This is a genomic window from Xylophilus sp. Leaf220, assembly GCF_001421705.1.
Lineage (GTDB): Bacteria > Pseudomonadota > Gammaproteobacteria > Burkholderiales > Burkholderiaceae_C > Xylophilus.
Window position 1 is genome coordinate 1 of sequence record NZ_LMKO01000001.1, and the last position, 18,474, is coordinate 18,474.

General features: G+C 60.0%; 16 protein-coding genes. 9 read left to right on the plus strand and 7 right to left on the minus strand.

All coding sequences use genetic code 11. The features are described from left to right. The first annotated feature begins 27 nt into the window (after window positions 1-27). Window positions 28-987: an IS5 family transposase gene (locus ASE76_RS00005; RefSeq protein ID WP_055832912.1), complete on the plus strand. Its 960-nt coding sequence runs from the start codon at window positions 28-30 to the stop codon at window positions 985-987. A gap of 1,272 nt (window positions 988-2,259) precedes the next feature. Here ASE76_RS00005 and ASE76_RS19690 read toward each other — a convergent pair. From ASE76_RS19690 to ASE76_RS00025, 5 genes are read right to left on the minus strand one after another with little or no spacing between them, the layout of a single operon-like run. Then, on the minus strand, window positions 2,260-2,745 hold the full coding sequence (locus ASE76_RS19690; RefSeq protein ID WP_168389190.1) for a Mov34/MPN/PAD-1 family protein: 486 nt from the start codon (window positions 2,743-2,745) through the stop codon (window positions 2,260-2,262). Between the two features lie 16 nt (window positions 2,746-2,761). After that, on the minus strand, window positions 2,762-4,543 hold the full coding sequence (locus ASE76_RS00010) for a ThiF family adenylyltransferase (RefSeq protein WP_055832914.1): 1,782 nt from the start codon (window positions 4,541-4,543) through the stop codon (window positions 2,762-2,764). A gap of 11 nt (window positions 4,544-4,554) precedes the next feature. After that, the gene (locus ASE76_RS00015) at window positions 4,555-5,700 is read right to left on the minus strand and encodes a hypothetical protein (protein ID WP_055832915.1); all 1,146 of its coding nucleotides are present in this window, start codon (window positions 5,698-5,700) and stop codon (window positions 4,555-4,557) included. 2 nt (window positions 5,701-5,702) lie between these two features. Continuing rightward, window positions 5,703-7,208, minus strand: coding sequence for an SAVED domain-containing protein (locus ASE76_RS00020; protein WP_055832918.1), 1,506 nt, complete (start codon window positions 7,206-7,208; stop codon window positions 5,703-5,705). Window positions 7,209-7,218: 10 nt separating this feature from the next. Further along, the gene (locus ASE76_RS00025; RefSeq protein WP_055832919.1) at window positions 7,219-7,563 is read right to left on the minus strand and encodes a hypothetical protein; all 345 of its coding nucleotides are present in this window, start codon (window positions 7,561-7,563) and stop codon (window positions 7,219-7,221) included. A gap of 362 nt (window positions 7,564-7,925) precedes the next feature. Between ASE76_RS00025 and ASE76_RS00030 the strand changes: the two genes are divergently transcribed. Next, entirely contained in the window at window positions 7,926-8,699 is a 774-nt protein-coding gene (locus tag ASE76_RS00030) for a YafY family protein (RefSeq protein WP_055832922.1), read from the plus strand. Between the two features lie 562 nt (window positions 8,700-9,261). Here ASE76_RS00030 and ASE76_RS20905 read toward each other — a convergent pair. Both ASE76_RS20905 and ASE76_RS19700 read right to left on the minus strand, forming a co-directional pair. Further along, window positions 9,262-9,786 (minus strand): transposase, encoded by a 525-nt coding sequence (locus ASE76_RS20905; protein WP_082447800.1) that lies wholly within the window; start codon window positions 9,784-9,786, stop codon window positions 9,262-9,264. A gap of 194 nt (window positions 9,787-9,980) precedes the next feature. Then, window positions 9,981-10,337 (minus strand): helix-turn-helix domain-containing protein, encoded by a 357-nt coding sequence (locus ASE76_RS19700; protein ID WP_168389191.1) that lies wholly within the window; start codon window positions 10,335-10,337, stop codon window positions 9,981-9,983. Between the two features lie 217 nt (window positions 10,338-10,554). On the opposite strand from ASE76_RS19700, the gene ASE76_RS00035 reads away from it, so the two are divergent. The 7 genes from ASE76_RS00035 to ASE76_RS19710 all read left to right on the plus strand — a co-directional run bounded on the left by ASE76_RS00035 (window position 10,555) and on the right by ASE76_RS19710 (window position 18,267). Next, the gene (locus ASE76_RS00035; RefSeq protein ID WP_055832923.1) at window positions 10,555-11,142 is read left to right on the plus strand and encodes a hypothetical protein; all 588 of its coding nucleotides are present in this window, start codon (window positions 10,555-10,557) and stop codon (window positions 11,140-11,142) included. Between the two features lie 135 nt (window positions 11,143-11,277). Continuing rightward, window positions 11,278-11,655 carry a hypothetical protein gene (locus ASE76_RS00040; protein WP_055832926.1) on the plus strand — a complete coding sequence of 126 codons (378 nt, stop codon included), beginning with the start codon at window positions 11,278-11,280 and terminating at the stop codon, window positions 11,653-11,655. Between the two features lie 665 nt (window positions 11,656-12,320). After that, window positions 12,321-12,605 carry a hypothetical protein gene (locus ASE76_RS20285; RefSeq protein ID WP_156362462.1) on the plus strand — a complete coding sequence of 95 codons (285 nt, stop codon included), beginning with the start codon at window positions 12,321-12,323 and terminating at the stop codon, window positions 12,603-12,605. Window positions 12,606-12,727: 122 nt separating this feature from the next. After that, a complete protein-coding gene (locus ASE76_RS19705; RefSeq protein ID WP_082447802.1) occupies window positions 12,728-14,221 on the plus strand; it encodes a ParB N-terminal domain-containing protein in 1,494 nt (497 codons plus the stop codon). A gap of 403 nt (window positions 14,222-14,624) precedes the next feature. Continuing rightward, window positions 14,625-15,086, plus strand: a complete 462-nt coding sequence (locus ASE76_RS20290) for a CopG family transcriptional regulator (protein ID WP_156362463.1) — start codon at window positions 14,625-14,627, stop codon at window positions 15,084-15,086. Then, on the plus strand, window positions 15,083-16,537 hold the full coding sequence (locus ASE76_RS20295) for a relaxase/mobilization nuclease domain-containing protein (RefSeq protein WP_156362464.1): 1,455 nt from the start codon (window positions 15,083-15,085) through the stop codon (window positions 16,535-16,537). Before ASE76_RS20290 ends, ASE76_RS20295 begins: the two co-directional genes overlap by 4 nt. A 593-nt stretch (window positions 16,538-17,130) precedes the next feature. After that, window positions 17,131-18,267, plus strand: a complete 1,137-nt coding sequence (locus ASE76_RS19710) for an IPTL-CTERM sorting domain-containing protein (protein WP_082447956.1) — start codon at window positions 17,131-17,133, stop codon at window positions 18,265-18,267. Window positions 18,268-18,474: the final 207 nt, after the last annotated feature.

Genomic DNA, 18,474 nt, shown 5'->3' on the forward strand with positions numbered 1-18,474 from the left:
GGTGAGTCCGCGCAGAGAATCCAAGCCATGAAGCAAGCCGACCTGGGCCTGAACCTGACGACCAAGCGCACGCGCAAGCGCGAGTTCCTGGCAGAGATGGAACGCGTGGTGCCGTGGTCAGAGCTGGTGGGCTTGATCACGCCGTATGCGCTCGAAGGCAAGCGCGGTCGCCCGCCGTTTGCGGTGGAGACGATGCTGCGCATCCACTTCATGCAACAGTGGTTCACGCTGAGCGATCCGGCGATGGAAGAATCGCTGCACGACGTGCCACTGTTTCGTGAGTTCGCAGGCTTGAACTGGGACACCGCAGTACCTGACGAGACCACGATCCTTCGATTCCGCCGGCTGCTGGATGAGCACAAGCTCAGCGCCCAGATCCTGGCGCTGGTCAACGAATTGTTGGGCGCCAAGGGTTTGATGCTGCGTGTCGGCACGGTTGTGGACGCCACGCTGATCGCCGCGCCCAGCTCGACCAAGAACGCCTCGGGCGAGCGCGACCCGCAGATGAAGCAGAGCCAGAAGGGCAACCAGTGGTACTTCGGAATGAAGGCCCACATCGGCGTGGATGCGGACTCGGGCCTGGTGCACACCGTGCGCGGCACGGCGGGCAGCGTCCACGACGTGGTCGAGGCCAACGCACTGCTGCATGGCGAGGAAACCGAAGCCTGGGGTGACGCGGGCTACCAAGGCGCCGGTAAGCGCCCTGACGCCCGGGACGGCGTACGCTGGAACATCGCAATGCGGCCGGGCAAACGCAAGCTGCTGGACAAGGCTCGCCTGGTCGACGACCTGAACGATCAACTCGAACGCCTCAAGGCCAGCATCCGGGCCAAGGTCGAGCACCCGTTCCGGGTGATCAAGCGCCAGTTCGGACACGTCAAGGTACGCTACCGCGGCCTGGCCAAGAACACCGCGCAGCTGCACACGCTGTTTGCGCTGTCCAACCTGTGGATGGCGCGGGGGCGTTTGATGGGAACGCGGGCATGAGTGCGCCTGCAGGCGGCCAGCGGGCCGAAAAATTAACCTTAGACAGTGCTGCGATGTCCTGGGGACGAGATGTCGCGGCGAATTAATCCTGGTGGGCGTGCTGGTGATCGNCCTGTGGATGGCGCGGGGGCGTTTGATGGGAACGCGGGCATGAGTGCGCCTGCAGGCGGCCAGCGGGCCGAAAAATTAACCTTAGACAGTGCTGCGATGTCCTGGGGACGAGATGTCGCGGCGAATTCATTCGACCGCCCTGCATCAGCACATCTCAGAGCGCATTGCGCAGACCTTCCCTAGGCGCCGGATGAGCGCGAATTGCAGCATTCAGGACCTGGGCATATGGACGCGAAGGTCAGCGCATCCCGCGCACCAGGGAGTACGGCTTCTCGTAGAGGACGACGGCCGAACTTGCCATACAAGAGATGGGGCCCGCCGTGCGCGACCGAGGCTGGACAGCTTCAGCGACCTCGCGATCCTGACCGGCTCCTAACGGGCGCAAAGGTCGTACACCCGTTGAAACGGCATGCCGTTCTCGGCTGCGGTGCGCGCTTTGCGAGCCAAGACGCCGTCAAGCGGGAGCTCTCGCTCGAGGGCATTGTGGAAATCATGCAGATGACGCCTTTCCCGGGCCCTAACGCGTGGAGCCCGTCTTAGGTGAAACCGGCTTAGATGACGAAAAAGCCTCTCGCCCACGCGGTTTTCTGAGTAACCTTGCCATCCAAGACGTGGAGGTCGGCTGCCGGCGTGAGCGCCTACTGCCACTTAACTTCGAGCAGGTAAGTCTCTCCTTGCAATGTGAAGCTGCCATCTATCTATTCGTGCTGATTTCGGAACGGCTCGCGCGGCGGCAATTCATAAACGTTGAACACCTCTCCCAGCCACTGCTCGAACGCGTATTCGCGCTGATGGGTAGCCATACTCCACATGTCTTTGAGCCTTCGCTTCAAGGCCAGCAGCTTGGGACGATCGGCGGCTCGGCGGTGCCTGCCCCCGGCATGCCCTGCATTCGGCCAAGCATCCAGAAGAACCGGCGCTCCGAATTGTTCACCCGCTCTTCAGCCCCTGTTGTCTGCGGATGCCGGCTGTATAACCGACTTCAAGAAGGGTTGGTCGGACGCATGCTGACCTTTACTCCGATACATGATGTTGAAGCATGCGCGACTCACCGGTCTCCTTGCAGTTTTGGTCGGCTGTAGCAGTGATGTCGAGCCCGTCTGCCCAGCTTAGTGTTGAGGTGGCTAGGTCCTTCGGCGGCTAGCGCAGCCTTCGGACACCCTAGTTTTGCGGCGGCCAGCGTTGAAGCCTGAGCGGCACCGGACGTCCCATGGCCGGGAACACCGTCACCGAAAAATCGTACTTGCGCGGCGGACGCCCGCCCAGGATCACCAGTATGGGCTCCGGGCACTGGTAGCGCTCGTTGGTTGCGATAGCGGCCATCGAGCTCTTGTCCGGCGAGCTCGGCTCGCTACTGCCTCCTGGGTGGAAGTGCCATTCGCCAAGATAGTGGAGCCCGTGTGTCCAACGTTGCACAAGCATGTCCCGCAGGCCCGATGCGCCTCTCTTGAACCAAGCCCAACCGGCCCCCGAGTCCGGCGGTTTGGCGCTGGCCTCGAGTACAAAGGCGGCGTTGCCATCTTCGGTAAAGCGACCGATCAGAATTCCCCCCGTTTCGCGGCCTCTGGCCACGGCACATACCGCGACCATCGAACCGACGGCCTGGTCGCTCAGGTGGACCTGGAATCTGCGGCTGTGGCCATCCACATAGATTCGCCCACCCTTAGACATCCACTCGCTCCACGGTGCCCAGATTGGTCTGCCTGAAGTAGGTGCAGGACCTCTCCCCCGAAATGATGGCCCGGCGCACAAACTTGCTGCCCAACGCCGCCCACAACTGCACGTCGTCGGCCGTTGCAGGAAAAACAGGATTCCAGCATCCCACACCTTCAGCACGCGCCTCATCGAAGTTCACGGGGGGCGTGGGCGCAGCACCAAATTTGGCGGTCGCATCATAGGTGGGAAAAGCCGCCTCGCTTGCCGCGTAAGCCAGCAGGCCTTCAGCACGCCATGTTATCGAGAGCACCACGAATTGCTTTTCGTTACCCCATTCGAACTGGCCCATGGCATGCAGCACGGCGTCCTCCGCCGTGCAGTCAACGATGACGTCGTACCCCCGCAAGCGATTAGCCATGTTGGCCTTGGCCGGAGGGAAGCGATCGGTCAGCGCCTCGACGCGTGCGTCAGGCATTGCGGAGTTCAAACGCGCCGCCAGCGCGATGGACTTGGCGTGGCCAATGTCTTCCATTGTGAGCACGTGCCGACTCAAGTTGCCATGCTGGAAGACGTCGCTGTCCATCAGCCCCATGTTCGTCACGCCCATGCGCAACAGGTTTTCGGCCACGGCCGCGCCCAACGTCCCGCAACCGATTAAGAGGACTTTCTTCCGACGTACCATGTCCTCAGCTTCGCCCCTCATGCGCATCTGGTCCGAGGCCCAGTTCGAGGTCCGCTGCCACACCAGCGACTTTGTTGAACTGGCGAGTTCGCGGTCCCAGCGCAGGTGGTTGTCCTCGGTGGTCCGGAATCCTTCGCGCGGGGTCTTCCGTGAACAGAGGGGCACCGTGTGTATAGCCAGCCAATGCAAACGGTCAGGCGTGTCACCGATGCGTTCGGCAACGGGAAAACCAAGCAGTAGGCGGTAGTGACGCGCCTTGCTGCTCGACTTGCGATAGGCTGCTCCGGCGTACTGGAGGATGTAGGCCAGATCGAAGCCGTCTGCTTCTAGCAGCGAATTCAACTCACGCCATGTGGTCGGCCGCTGCCAGGGCTGCAACACAGGTATGGTGGGGAGCTTGATCCAGATGCCCATGAAATCCGGTTGCGTGTCGGTAATCGGTGCTGACCAGTCCACTTTGCGAATGGTCGCGCCAGCGCCGGCCATGAACTCGGTCAGGACCAACGTGCGCTTGGCGCGCGGCACGGCTGCCATGCGGGCAAAACCCCAGGTGACAGCGCTTGCATTCCAGAAAGCCAGATCCGGCTTCGACTCGTTGAAAGCGACCATGTCGGCCACCCAGCCGGCCGGGAAAGCAGGTACCTCGAAGGGGTCGCCTGTCTGCACGAGCCGGCCTTCGGCGGCGGCATCCACCCAGTGCAGCAGACGCTCGACCTTCCATCGCATGCGGGCCTGCAGATCGCTCTGCGGCTCGTCGTTCCACGCGACGCGGCCCAGGTTCGCGATTGGCCTCTCGACACAGGGGTTGCCCGTGCGCCAAGGCTTGTCCTTCTCCGGCTTGTCGTTGTGCGACTGGTGCGGGAAAGTCGCCGTCAGCCCATTTTTTCCGTCGGGATAGATTCCCACGTCGACCTCGAAGCTGCTTCCCTCCACTACGAGGTGCCAGGACGTTTCGAGTGGCACCGCCTCCGAGGGCGGTACGGACAGCCTGACCACCAGCGGCAGCGACCAGGTGCCGGGGCCATGCGAATGCCACGGCGCCGAAATATCCACCCGGTCATGGGGCGCCATTTCGTCGGCAAAGCTGGTTAGGATCTCCGGCACCATTGCGACGTCGACTATGCAAACCTCGGTGTCAGCTGCGGGTCGGCCGGGCCGCTTGGCTTGGTGAAGCCGGGGGGACGGTCGCCGCCTTGGGGACTGGGCAGGGGGAACTTGGCACCGAACAGACCCTGCCACAGCATTCCGCTCTCCGAGGGGTCACCTGCGTCCAGCGCCTTGCGGGCCTGCGCGGCCGCGTCGGAGATCGCCTTGTGGAAGGCCTCGAAATCCTCGAAGCTCAAGCGCTGAAGAACGTTGTGCTCCGGCACACCGTGGTCGTCCAGTACCGGTACACGGCCCATAGCGACTTCCGGCGTCCACCGGTCCCTCATTTCTTCCAGGACCTGGACCACCCCGGTGCCCATCGAGCCCGTGCCGTTTGCCAGCGCCTGGCCGATCATGTGCTCCAGCGGGTATCCCTTGGGATACTTCGGCAGCATCCTAGCGTTGGTCTGCCGCCAGCACTTCAATGCCTTCACCAGGTTCACGTAGTGACCATTGCAGTCACGGTTCTTCGCCGCAGTCCACTGAATCTGGGCGAGGGGATGAGTGCGGCCCCAGCGGCCAGCATCCCGGTCAGGCAGCATCAGAGGGTGAGGCTTCCAGTCTTGCTCGGGGGCGTCCTGTGCAATGGCCATAACTGGGTAGAGGCCATCGCCCTTGGCCGCGGTCCAGCTTTTGTTCAGGCGCCATGTCGGCTGCTCTTCCAGGGTCTGGATGTTCTGCACGGATTCTGACTTGTACAGCGCCGTGACCGCCTGGTCGGAAGTCACTTCGCTGGGCAGGGCGGTGATTACCAAGTCTATGTCCACATAGGACAGCTCGATGCCAAAGGACCGACCCTGCCGGCGCCACTTGCCGGCGTAGTGGCGTTCCAGGAAGGGAACGAACTTGTCCATTGCCTGCTCCGGCGTCGTGGTGTTGTAGTCGATCGTCGTGACCACAACCACGTCGACGTCGGGGCGCTTGTCGCCAATGGGGCGGATGGCCGTAGAGCGGCGGATGCTGCCCTGCAAGAAGGTGGACACGGTGATCTTGGTGAGATCGGGATCCGCGTTCAAGCGAGTGCGCAGGGTGGTCGCCCCCACGATCCAGCCCTCCTTCTGCGACTGCGTGGGCCGAATCTCGGTGAGGAAGGTCTTGAATTGCTGGTTGAGTTCCATGGTTATTCGATCCTGAAAGCGGGCTGGTAGCTGCCGGTTGCTGTGTTGTTGAAATCGAACTCGTAGACAACGCACGGCCCCATCGCGTACCGGTGCTGGCCGAGGAAGAAGGTGAACGCGTTCGGGGCCGCGGCAAAGATGTGCACGGGGGTGCCTGCCGGGCGCCTGATCCGCTGGACCGCAGAAGACACTTGGTCGGCGATATCTGCGGCATGAGCACCCCCCACGATGGCGGTCTGACCTGGGCCAGCCGCGGGCGTGATGTTGACGAGCTTGCCGATGGCGGGCATCTCCTTCGCCAGGTACTCGCGCACGCCCTGCGATACGTCGCGCGATAGGCCCACGGCAACCGCGATCTCGGCACCGGTGCCGATCTCCTCTGAGGTCACGGTGGCTGCGGGGCCGGTCCGCTCGTCGTCGGCCTGCCAACGGCTGGATCCGCGCCGGCCCTTCTGAATGAGCTCGACCGTGACGCCGGACTTGAGACCAAGCGTGGAGCCTGCCAGGAAGGCCACGGAAGTGTGCGCATCCAGGTACAGCCGCAGCCGCGGGTTCTTGGCCCGCATCTGCGTCAAGAACTTGGACACCGCTGGCTGGATGGTGTCGGTCCAGCTGACGCCGTCGCGCAGGTGTCGGCCGTCGAAGTGTTCGACCAGCCTCAGGGTGTTGTCCGTGGCCGCATCGAGATGGTCGGCCAGGATGTCACCGAAGGACTGGATCGAAACGTTCAGGGTGGGCGACGCCGCTTTCTCGCGGAGCCACCCCTTCTCGATGACGAACTGCTCGAAGGCTTCACGGGTCAGGCTGTTGCGCTTCTGGCGCTTGAGGTCCCGGGCGACGCTGTCGAAGGTGAAGCCGGTGGTGTTAGTGCAGGTCATCATGCCCACGGACCTGAACCGCAGGTTGACCTCGTTGCGCATGTCCTCAAACGAAATCGCATGCTGCTTGATGCGGAAGCCGATCAGCACCTCCCGCAATTCATCATCCGCAGCTAGGCTCAGGTGCTCGCGCCATAGCTTGCGGATCTTGCCCATCTTGCTGCGATCACCCCCCCCGATGAACAGCTTGTCCAGCCGCAGGGTGTTGTCGACGTTGGAGATCAACTCGTTGAGCGGGTCGCCATCGCTGATGCGGTCCGTGGTCACCAAGACAAAGCCGGCGTCGCCGGCCTCGGCCTTCGCATCCTTCAGACGTTGCAGGATGGAAATGGACTCCGCACCGATGAACTTTGGATCCACCAGATCCGCGAAGCCGAAGCGCCCGATCTGGGTCGCATGGAACTTCAGTTGGTGGTAGTCCGCTGAGACGTGGGAAGGGTGCGAACTGGTAACCCGCCCGGGCGGCCGGTAGCGCACGATGACATCGTCGAACCCCTTGGGCCCGTCACCTTCATAGGTGACCTCAAGCACGTGGGCCTGGTCATCGTCGCGGAGCGCGGCCGCCATGTGCCAGAAATACCGGGACTGATAGTCATGCCCGTTCCAACTGGCTTCAACTGCATTTGCCAAGGGAACCTCCTCAATCGCCGAAAGAAACCATCGCGGCTGGCATCCAGAACTGGCGAATCTTGATGCGACCTTTGTCCTGGTACATCGAAGCGTGCTGAAGCTTGAAGAACTCGGTGCTGCCCATGATGTGGTCGATGGCGGCGTGCGTGAAGGCCACGGCGTCCAAGTAGTCACATCCGGCAGCCTGCAACTCCTCCTTGAGCCGCTTCTTGATATCGATCGCGGGTGTGTCCGCGCTTTTGGCGTTCGGGCGGTGGCAGAAGTCGAACAGGATGCGGCGCCCTTGGCTGAGGACGACCTGCGATGTGTCGCCCTCGCCCACTGGGTAGAAGAGGATCTGGTGCTTTTCTGCCATGTGAACCCTTCGATTGAGCCTTTGTGCTGGTTGACTTGAACTTATGACGCCCCGCACTGGCGGTGCGGCGGCTGAGAGCATATTTAATGTACGCATACTTTCTATGCGCGTCAACAAACTATACTCGCCTCATGCCAAGCCAAACCTCCCCTCGCAGAGCCGCTGACCCAACTCGGGTGAACAGCCCACCCTCTGAGCCGGGCGCTGCACTCCCCTCCGTCCCGCGACCCTCAGCGCGCTCCAGCAAGACCTCGCCCCAAGAAAAGGAGCCCGACACCGGTCCCGTCAAGTGGAGCCAGGAGCGCAGGCTGCAATTCATAGACTTCCGTCTGCAGTGGGGTGGACGCATCAACCGCCGCGACGTGACGGATTTCTTCAAGATCTCGGTGCCCCAGGCGTCTGCCGACATCGCTCGCTACGCCGAGGTGACGCCAGGCAATCTGGACTACGACACCAGTTCGCGCACGTACGTCGCTACGCCAGGGTTTGCCCCCCACTATGAATCCAGCGGAGCGCGCCAGTACCTGTCTCAGCTGCTGGCCTTGGAACGGCAGATCTTGACCAGCGGCCAAGCTTTCTTGGCGTTTCGGCCTCCCATGGCCTCGGTACCCCTTCCTAGTCGAACGGTCGAGCCGAAAACGCTTGCCCTTCTGGTGCAGTCAATCGCCGAGCGGGCGAAGCTGCGTATCCGATACCAGTCGATTGCGCGGGACGAGCCGCAAGAGCGCTTTATCAGCCCCCACGCGTTTGGTTATGACGGCGTGAGGTGGCACGTGCGGGCCTACTGCCACCTTCGCGAGGGGTTCCGAGACTTCGTCCTGGGTCGAATCCTGGTGCCCAGTGAACCTGTGGCGTCTGACGTTGACCCCTTGCATGACTGCGAGTGGCACACCAATGTGGACCTCATTCTGAAGCCACATGATTCACTCACGCTCATGCAGCGCGAGGGTGTCGAGATCGACTACGGGATGAAGGACGGAACGGTCACCGTGCCCTGCCGTCAGGCTATGCTGTTCTACACCCTGAGGACGCTGAACTTCGAGCCCAGCGGCACACCCCGGAGGGGCGAGAAGCAGGTGGTCATCGCCAACCTTGCCGAGATCAAGTCTCTGCTGCCGAGGCCAGGCCAAGCCTGAGCAATTAGCCCAACCGTCTGAAATAACCTCCGAAAGATGCACTAGCTCAGCCGACCTAGGTTAGCTGGCGTGTGCCACGTACACGAGAGAATATGCAGGGAGATGCGGAAATGATGGCCAACACGTCTACGGTGGCAAGCCAAGCGGACATAGATCTTCGAACGGTTTGGAGATTGCTCACGGTTGAGGATCAGACCGAGTTTTGGAAGTATGCTGGCCAACACTCGCGTCAGTTGCATCACGACACTGCGGTCTACAGAAAGCTCTGCGCGGCTCTCCGACAGGCTGAATCGAACAAGCCCGGAAGTCGTCCGACACCCGCCACCCGAGGCGCAGTTCGCCTTTTGTCCTCCGATGACACGCGCTCTGGGATTGCCCGACTAAAGGGGCGACTGGGTCAAATTTACTTCGGCGATCCGACGCAAAGTGGGTCAGATTTAAATCGGCGTTGATATCTGGGACGGGTTAACGCCAGTGTGCTGCCGTCCTGGGGCCAGACGAACCTGCCGGCATTTCACCGGCGAGCTGCCAGCCATACACCGATGCCGTCATGCACCAGCACCTACATGCGATTGGCCAGTCGGTTGGCGAACAGGTAGGCATGGTGAGGTCGAGCTTCGCCAAAGACCTGGCCCACCCGGCCGAGTACCGACTCGGTGCCCGCTCGCATGTTCAAGGGTTCACAGGTAAGCCACACTGCATCTACACGAACCATTTGAGCACCTCTCGAGTCCACAGGGCGAACTCGCCTGCAGCGCTGGTCGGCCAGGTGATGGACATCGTGATCGCGCCGCGGCGCAGTTCGACCAGCAGGTCCGCCTGCGGCGCTGACGGTTGCCGGGTGGCGCCGGTGCGGAAGCATCGTGAGGGGCAGTGCGATGAACTCGCCTGTCTTTGTGGCCGCCTTGCCGTCACCGACTCGGGTCAGCTTGCGCCAGCAATGAATGACATTGGCATTGATGCCGTGTGCCATCGCAATCTTGGCGACCGATACACCGGGCTCGGCGCACTGTGCCACAACCTGCGCCATCTTCGCCATCTTCGCCATGCTGTCCCGCCGCCCGGTATCCCCCTTCTCGCTTGTCATCGTGTCCACCTCAATCTAGATGCACACGATCCTTGCCGCCGCGCGGCTCGCTATCAAGATGAATTGGCCGGACGCATACAAAGCGCCGGCAGCAGCACATGGCTCACCGTTCTGGCCTGCATGGTGCTCGGAGATATCTGTAAAACTCTCGCTGGATTTTGGTTGCGCCTAGTCCTGCGCTTCATGCCAGTGATTTAACGTTTAAATCGGTCGCAGATCTTGTCGACCATTTCAACGACAAATTCCCGATCGGCCGGCAGGAGTGATCCAAGCCGTTTGCTCAACCATACGGCCTGATCTTTAGGGATCGCACTGACTGGAAGAATGAATTCGTCGACCCCGCAGCCATAGGCGTTGGCAAATTCGAAGAGGCGCTGGAGAGAGGGTACGACCACGCCTCTTTCAAGTCGGGAAACAGCCTCCTGCCCAATTCCAAGTATCTCTGCGACGTCCTCTTGGGACAACTGTGCTCTGACGCGGCGCGCAGCCAAAGCCGACCCGAGAGCTTTGGCATCGAGTTGAGGCGGGGGATGTTTTAGAGACGAGGACACAACTCCGATGGTCGTATGTCAACCGCTTGAGTTGAAGGGCGTTATGGGTTGTAATGCCACCTACAGGGTGGCATCCCATTAAGTTTTTCAAGCTTGTCGAAGTGCAGTCCTCCGGTCTCTCGAAGTCTGTCGTCGCGCTTGCTTGCACAGCCCCGTGTCCGTCGCTTCATCCAAATTCGTACCCGCATCACTAGCTGAGCACTACTAGGCCCCTCGCATGAACGCTTTTGACCTGAACGACCGAATCATCACCGCCGTCGGCACTGGCATGGCCGCAGCCGCCGAACGCTTCGGCCAGCGGATGCAGGAGATCCGCGAGCGGCGCGCGGAGCAAAAAGCGTCTGAGCACAACGCGCAGGTTGGCATCGCGTATGCAAAACAGGTCGATGACCTCACCGACAAACTCAAGCTGCTCCAGGCCTACTCCCGGAGCCAAGCAGAGGCGCATTCGAAGACCAACGATGACCTGCGGAAGGCACGTGCGGCCGGTGTAGCAGCGTCCAAGTACTTCATGCAGTTGCGAGATGACCTGGCCAGCACGCAGGACATACTGCAACGCCAAAGTGCCAACAGCTTCGCGCTCGATGAGTTCCGCAAGCTCGCTCTGGAGGAAATGCGCAACGGTGTCACCGGTGCGGACTCGGTCTGCATCGACGACGCCAAGCGTGGCGCATTCCTCGACACCGCATGGCTGAGCTTCATGAAAAACACGAACGTCAAGCGTGGCGTGCGGCCGCTGCCACCAGCACTCGACCCTAACCACCGCCCCTTCGTGCCCGCTCCCAAGGTCATCCCAAAAAAGTAGTTCCGATGACGCGCGCACGCTGCAATACCAACAACGGGATTCGATTCATGTAGCGGCGCGGCGCGTTCCTGTCGAACTTTTTGGCCGGGTCGTCAGCACACCCTCGTGTGCACCCGCGCCTGTTGAAAGTCGACAATGACGCTCTGCATCCTCCGTTCCGTGTCCGCAGTGGCCTGCGCCTTCCTGGCACTCTCGGCCACTTCCCAGACCCTCGCCTCTCCCCCACCCGCGACCTACAACCAGATCCTGGTCGACACGCAGCGCATCAGCAACGAATACCAGCTGATGACAGCGATGGGTGCCCGCCCTGTCGTTCTGGATCTCGTCGGTTTCGGCAAAGGCTCTGATGCCTTTTTCCAGCGTGGCCATCGCAAGGACGAGATCGGGTTCGTCTGCATGAACCCGACATTCAAAGGCGGGGCGATGACGGGCACCATCGTGAGGACTGAGGTCAGCCCCGACACGGGCCGCTTCTACTTTTTGAAGGATTGCGCCCCCATGCGCAAGAAGTAGTCCCCTCTTCTATGCCCGTCGACCCGACGGGAAGATCAGAACCCTGCTCTTGGGATGTGCCGCCTGCGCCACATCCCTTTTTTTGCGCGCGCTTGAGCATTTGCGATGGATTTTTTTGTCGTCTTCCTTTCACAATGTGTAGAGCGATGGGTGCGTGATGTTGTCGAGCCTTTTACGGGCGCTGAACAACGGAGCCATAAAGTGAGGATTACTTGGACCGTCCAAGTAATTAATCAACCTTTTTGGTTCACAAACCGGCGGTGAAAAGGGCCGCTGTTGGTAGTGCATTGTCCGTTTAGGTGCGACAAGCAAATCCAGGTCGAACGCAGTGAGCCAGCATCCATCATCGAGTTCAAATTCAAGAAAACCTTGTTTCACGGCTAGGTCTGCCTTTGAAATCGTGATTCAGACCTGAAGCGCAGGTCGGATCAGTCTGAAATAGCAAAATCGGCCATTTATTACGTGGCCAAACCCACCAAACTGGAAAATCTTCCGGTTTTTCAGTGTTCAAATAATGCTGCAGGTTCAGAAAGCCGCAGGACTTTAGTACCGCGGCTTCTGTCCAGGCCAGCCGATTGGCGGCAAACCAGACGATATGGCACTGATCGGATTTTCAAGCAGGCCAGCGCTCCATCGTTCCCACAACCTCACTTAGAAAGCCATCCATGGGAAGAAGTAAGGTAACCCAGGTCATCTCGCGGCGCAATAGCCCGTCGTCCGCGAATGACCAGCCAGAAGCGCTGGAACCGCCCGTCTGTGCGCTGCTGTCACCTGCAGAACAGCAAGTACAAGACGTGCGCACAGCCAGTGCTTTCCCGGCGTCGTCGTCCCTGACGCCTGAACAGGCCTTTGAGCTTGAAGCAGAAGACCTTCGGCAGAAGGTCTGCACGAAGAACTTCACGCAGAAGCGATTTCAGGAAATCGAAGCGCTGCTGAACAAACCGTGCTGATAGTCCCCGCGGCCCGGTAAGCCCGGGTCCTCCCCTTCAATCCACACAAGCACTTGCTATGGCAGGTGCAGCACTGCTGCGCGCGTCGCACTGTGCTTCGCACACATTCAGGAATTACCGCGATGAACTTTCAAGAAAACCCAGACGGCGTGCCTTTGTCCAAACCAACCAATGCGGTTGATCCAGTTCCGCAAAATCGCAAAACCTCTGCAAGCAGAAAGCCTCAAACCCGCAAAAAGCCCGCGCCCAAACGGAAAACTTCGGCTGCCCGTCCAGCGCAGAAATCGCGCAAGACCGCCGTTTGCATTGCAGCCGCAACCGCCACCACCGCCGAGACTGGAGATTCGCGCGAGACTGAAGATCTTCCTCCGCTGCCGCCACTGGCACCTTTCCAAGGCTCAGTACTTCAGCTCTCGCCAGACTCGATCGAACCCTGGGAACACTCCATCGACCGCACCGAGTTCCTGGACCCGGACAGCTACAAGCAAGTCTATGAGTCGATCGCGCTTGCAGGCACCAACACGGAACCCATTCTCGTCCGCAAGATTCTCCAGCCTCCGCCAAGCGGCCCTCGGTACACGGCGATTACCGGCCAACTCCGCTTGCGAGCGTGCCGAGACTTGGGACTGGATGTACAGGCGCAGGTCGAGGACGCCGAAGGATTCGACGACCATGCTGCTCTGCGCCACATGTTCAATTCGAATCGGGGCCGCCAGAGTTATGCACCCGCGGCCCTGGGCTCGTGGGGCGAAAGGATGCTCGACACCGGCGTCTTCCCGACTGCGAGGGAGCTGTGCCACACGTGTGGGCACGACGAAGGTGACTTCAGCAAGGCACGGAAGGTGGCCGCCCTTCCACGGGAACTCCTCGACGCGTACCGGGGCACCAGTGGACCGCACTTTCGCCATGCCGTCCCGCTGACAGACCTGCTGCAGAAAGACAAGAAGGGCCTGATGGAGCGGGCTGCGCTGGTTGCCCAAAAGAACGTGGACAAGAACTTCTCGATGAAGGCTCGCGAGATCTACGAAGCCCTGCTTCCACCCAAAGCCGAAGCGCCCAAGAATTCCGGAGGGGCCACCAAGAAGTGTCCAGATTGCACGGCCAGAGCCCAGGCGTTGCTGATGGCCTCGCCGTTTGCTGCCCACATGGATGTGTCGATGAACACGGCGTCGTTGCCGCCGCAGGGCGAAGGTGCATCGGTCACTGCAGCACCCCATAAGCTGGACGCAGAGCGGCCAACGGAAACGCAGCTGCAGCTTGACCTTGGACCTGAGGCAGACCTTATCGCTCCCGCAGTTGCTGCAGCACGGATCGACCGTGATGCGGTAGTAGCGTCAGTCGAAGCGTGCGAACAGGAAGCCTCCGAACCGGTTGGTCCCCAGTTCGTATTGCCAACGCACCTTCCATCGGATGCTGAGCCTGTCATCACCGACGCCGGCGTCACGCGAGGTGGGGTGTTCAACGATCGGACAAGCAAGACCTGTGCAGTGATCTGGATCCCGAACGTGGGAGAGCCTTATTGCAAGTGGCTGGCGTTGCGTTTGTCGATGCTGTTGTCGGACATTCCGGACTTTGATGATGTAGGCACTGAAGCCGGCGGAGGACTGTCTGCATGAGCACGTCTGCCCACCTCTGTGCGGGCACGGGCGCAGTCAGGCAGTTCACTGCCATGGCTGCGCCTGGACCAGACGCTGCAGTCCACCAAAGGCGAAAGGCATTTACGTCCGCGGCTGCCCCCGCGTGCGGAAGGCTTGCCACTGCGCCTTCGCAGTTCAATACGCAGTCGAATGCTCCATCCACGAGAGCGAAGTCCATTCCGGCATCGCAGAACATCCGACTCGAATTCGAAAATCTCCGCGATCGCAACAGCCCTTATTCACTTGCTTCGTTTGAAGCCAGCCTACGTGGTCGTACCCGGAGGGTACTCGCACGGCTGACGAAAGGGGCGTGCCGCCCCCCTCGACCCCCCACGAGCCATTGCGACTTCGTGCGTGCCCCGACGTCTTGGGAGACCATCCCATGAGGTCAGCTACCCCAAGACGAAAAACGGAAACCTTCAAACCCAACGAGGAGGAAAGACAAGCCATTCACCAAGCCGCAGAACGGGAGGGCATCACCCGGAGCGAGTTCATCCGCCGGGTGCTTCGGAAAGCGATGGGACTACCGGAAGGCCCGGTCGCGCGCAAGACCACACCCAAAGTAGTAAGACCCACAGGTCTGGAGCCCGGCGGCCCGTGCGCAGAGCTGCTGCACGTGCATGTGCGACTCAAAAATCTCGTGGAAGAGATCGCAGAGGGTGTCCGGGTGCTGTCCCACAACGGCCTGCCGATCGACCTCTCTGCCCTGCACTGCCTGCTCGTCGTGATCGACTTGCGGCTGGACGACTTGCTCGATCAGCAGGTGATTCGGCTTGACGAGAAAGCGCATTCGGGCGCCCTGTTCGCTGGGGACCCGCCAGCAGGTCTGGGGGCTTTGCAATGATGCTCAAGTTTCTGAACCAGGGCGGCACACAGCCAAGATTGGCAGTGAAGTACTGCAAGGCGGTTCTGGATCCCGCACACGGTGGCCGTGATGCGGTCGTCGTGCTCAGGGGATCGCCGAAAGAGTTTGTTCGGGTCGCGGAAACACTTCCATTTCGGGAGCGATACAAAAGCGCGGTGATCGCATGGGCCCCGGGCGAAGTACCCACATCTGAACAGCTCGACGAACTGCTGAAGGATTTCCAAGAGGTCAGTTTTGCAGGTCTGTCGCCAGACCGTTTCTGCTGGTGTGTGTTCCTGCACCAGAAAGGAAACCGGACTGATGTGCATCTTCTGGTTGCCACGGTCGATTTGGAAACTGGAAAACACTTCAACCCGGCCCCGCCTGGGTGGATGAAAAGCTACGATCCCCTGCGGGACATGCATAACTATCGCCACGGCTGGTCGAGTCCAGCAGATCCGCGATTGGCCCGCGCGGTTCAACCGGGCAGTCGTCCCCGCTGGGTTGCGGCGAAGCTCAGAGAGGCGCTTGCGGTCGAACCCGACACAAAGCAGGTGCTTCAAGACTTTGTCTTGGACCTGGTGCTTCGCAAGAAAGTGCGCACGCGCACCGACATCGTGGCAGTCCTTGCGCAACACGGTGAGATTACGCGAACAGGCAAGAACAGCCTCTCGATCAAGCCCGAGAACTTCTCGAAGTCGATTCGCTTGCGCGGGACGCTGTTTCAACGGGACTTCGATGCATTGACGTTTCAACCGCCAAAGCCCAAGCCAAAGGCGGATCGAACTGACGCAGAACGCGAAGCGGATAAAAACCCAGCAGCAGAGGCAGCGGCCAAGATCCGATTGGACGCGGCCATTCATCGGCGTGCTGAGGTCAACCGTCAACGCTACCAGCCGAAGAAACGCCGCGCTCAAACCGCGGATGGCCCCTTGACCCCGCCCGTCCATCCATCGCCCGATCGCCAGGTCATGGACCTGTCAGCAGACCCTGCCGACATGGTGCGGGTCCAGTCGCTTGCCGACCTCGTTCCTGTGCTTAAGCACATTGGCGATTCGGCATTTTCGCAGCCAGATGATCTCGCGACGAAAGAGCTGCCTGTACCTGCCCTAAGCACGTCTGAAAACCGAAAGCCGCAAACCTCCCCCACATCGGCCCCATACCCCACGCAGCAGAAAGCCAAAGATGGACAAACGACTGGAACAGATCTTCAAGGAATCGTTACAGGATTTATTGGCCGACTTCGGGCAGAGCTTGAAGCAATCTCAGCAGCTTTCGCTCGGCGAGTGCGAGCAAGGCTTGCAGACCTTGCAGTTGAAATGGAGCGGTTTGGAAACCAGCTTGCAAGAAAACGAGCAGCGCACGCAGCACGCGATCAGCTCGCTCGAGCGCAGGATCCTGCAGCTGGAACAAAACCAGCAGTCGAGCGATTTGGAAACCGCGCGCCCTGACTGAGTAGCAACTGATGGTGTGGGCGCTGTTGCACGGAGCCCGCCAGTCGCGCATATTTTGTGAACTGGCCGTTGAGACCTTGCTTACACCAGGCTTCATCGTTGTACCAGGCTCAATAAACAAAGTTGAAGGTTTGTATTGATCGCGCAAATATTTTCAGTACCGCAAATCGGGCTGCGGGACGAAACCGCGCACGCCTGAATGAACGACGCCACTCGGGCAGCCTCCTCCCATCGCGGCCAGACGTGAACGGGCGTTGCGCGGTGCGCCGTCGCCGACACGCACAGCTGCCTTGCGGATGCACAAAGATGCTGCGGGTAAATTTGTAGAACGTAGTGCTAATCAAAGGCAGTGGTAGTGGTAGCGGCTCCTTCGGCGCGGCGACGATTCGTGCGGTATGACGGCCTGCTTGGTACCCCACCAGTTGAGAGGGCGCCGTACTAGTTACCCGCGTCGCGCCACGCAAGGAGGCGCCTTGTGCCGCTGGCGGCGGTCTTCACGTAAGTGCGAAGTTCCCCTTCGTCTAACGCTTGTGGAGCGGGAGCATAAATTGTAGTGGTAACATAGGCCATGTGTAACCCCATGTTTCATTATGCAAAAAATTAGTCGGTGTTTTTTCTTGCTTGCCAGTGCAATTTCTTTTTGTGCAAATGCTAATCCATTCACCGACGATTTCGGTATTGCTAGCACTAGACAAGCATCGTCTTATGTGCCGCAATTTTCTGCCAATGGTGGGACAAGTTATTATAAATTTGCAGATCCTGCCGCACCCGCTGGCCCGACACAGACGCAGCAGCGAGTAATCGATGATGGCTATTACACCGTACTGAACCCAAATGCGGTTTTGACTTCAGGTGGAGGGGCGTGGTGGCAAAATGGAACGACAGGGTCAGCATCTAATTACCAAGACCATACAGGCAACGGCGGTGCTGTTCTAATTGTTAACGCCGGTAATGTACAGAATGCAGTTTACCGCCGCGTCGTGAGTCTACAGGCCGGGACAAAATATACTGCCAAGGTTTGGCGCTTCATCATTGCTGGCCCAACCAATCTTTCTTTTGACATTAGACAGGCTGACGATTCAGCATCGGTAGGCCAGTCTCCTAACTACACGACTGCAACTGGTACGAACGGAACATGGTCTGAGATGAGCTGGACCTTTACCACTGGTGGAACCTGCGGTACAGCTCAATATGCATTCTCGCTTTTGAATAATTCCCAAGTCGTTTCGGGGAACGATTTGTTCTTTGACGACATTTCTGTACAACCGGACCCGACTGGCACACCATCTGGTACGTTAGCTTGTTCAACCACTTCGACGCCAACGGTAACGGCTTTGCCAGATAGTATAAACACTGGGCCCGGGCAAGCTGTAACGATTTCTCCGCTAGCAAACGACACTATTACCCCTAACGGAAGCGCCGTTGGCGACCCAACGCAAGGGCAAATTCGAGCTGCGCATGGAACTGTTAACTTTACCGGCACCGGAACAGTGATTTACACGCCCACTGCCGGCTATGTTGGCCCAGACACGTTTTCTTATCAGATCTGCACGACCGCGTCTGCAGCAAACCCGACTCCAATCTGCTCGACCGCTAACGTAAATATTACTGTTGCTGTCGCGACTGCAGTTACAAAATCAATCCCGACCCTGTCCGAGTGGGGTTTGATCCTCATGGCCTCGGTGGTTGGATTGATTGCCATGCTACGAATGCGCAAACAGCGCTAACGGCTCACCCTTCCTCGGTTTCTCACGGCGGGCTGGGGCACCAACCAAGCGCTGGAACCAGCTCCTTTTCCTAGACTTGTCGCACGTCGTTCTCAGCGGTGGCGTGCGCGACCTGGGTGTTGATTTCGTACGGCGGCCGTGGCACATCGAGCGAACCGGCGCCCATGCAAGCGTCTATATGCTCCCCTCGACTAGCACTGGCGCCTT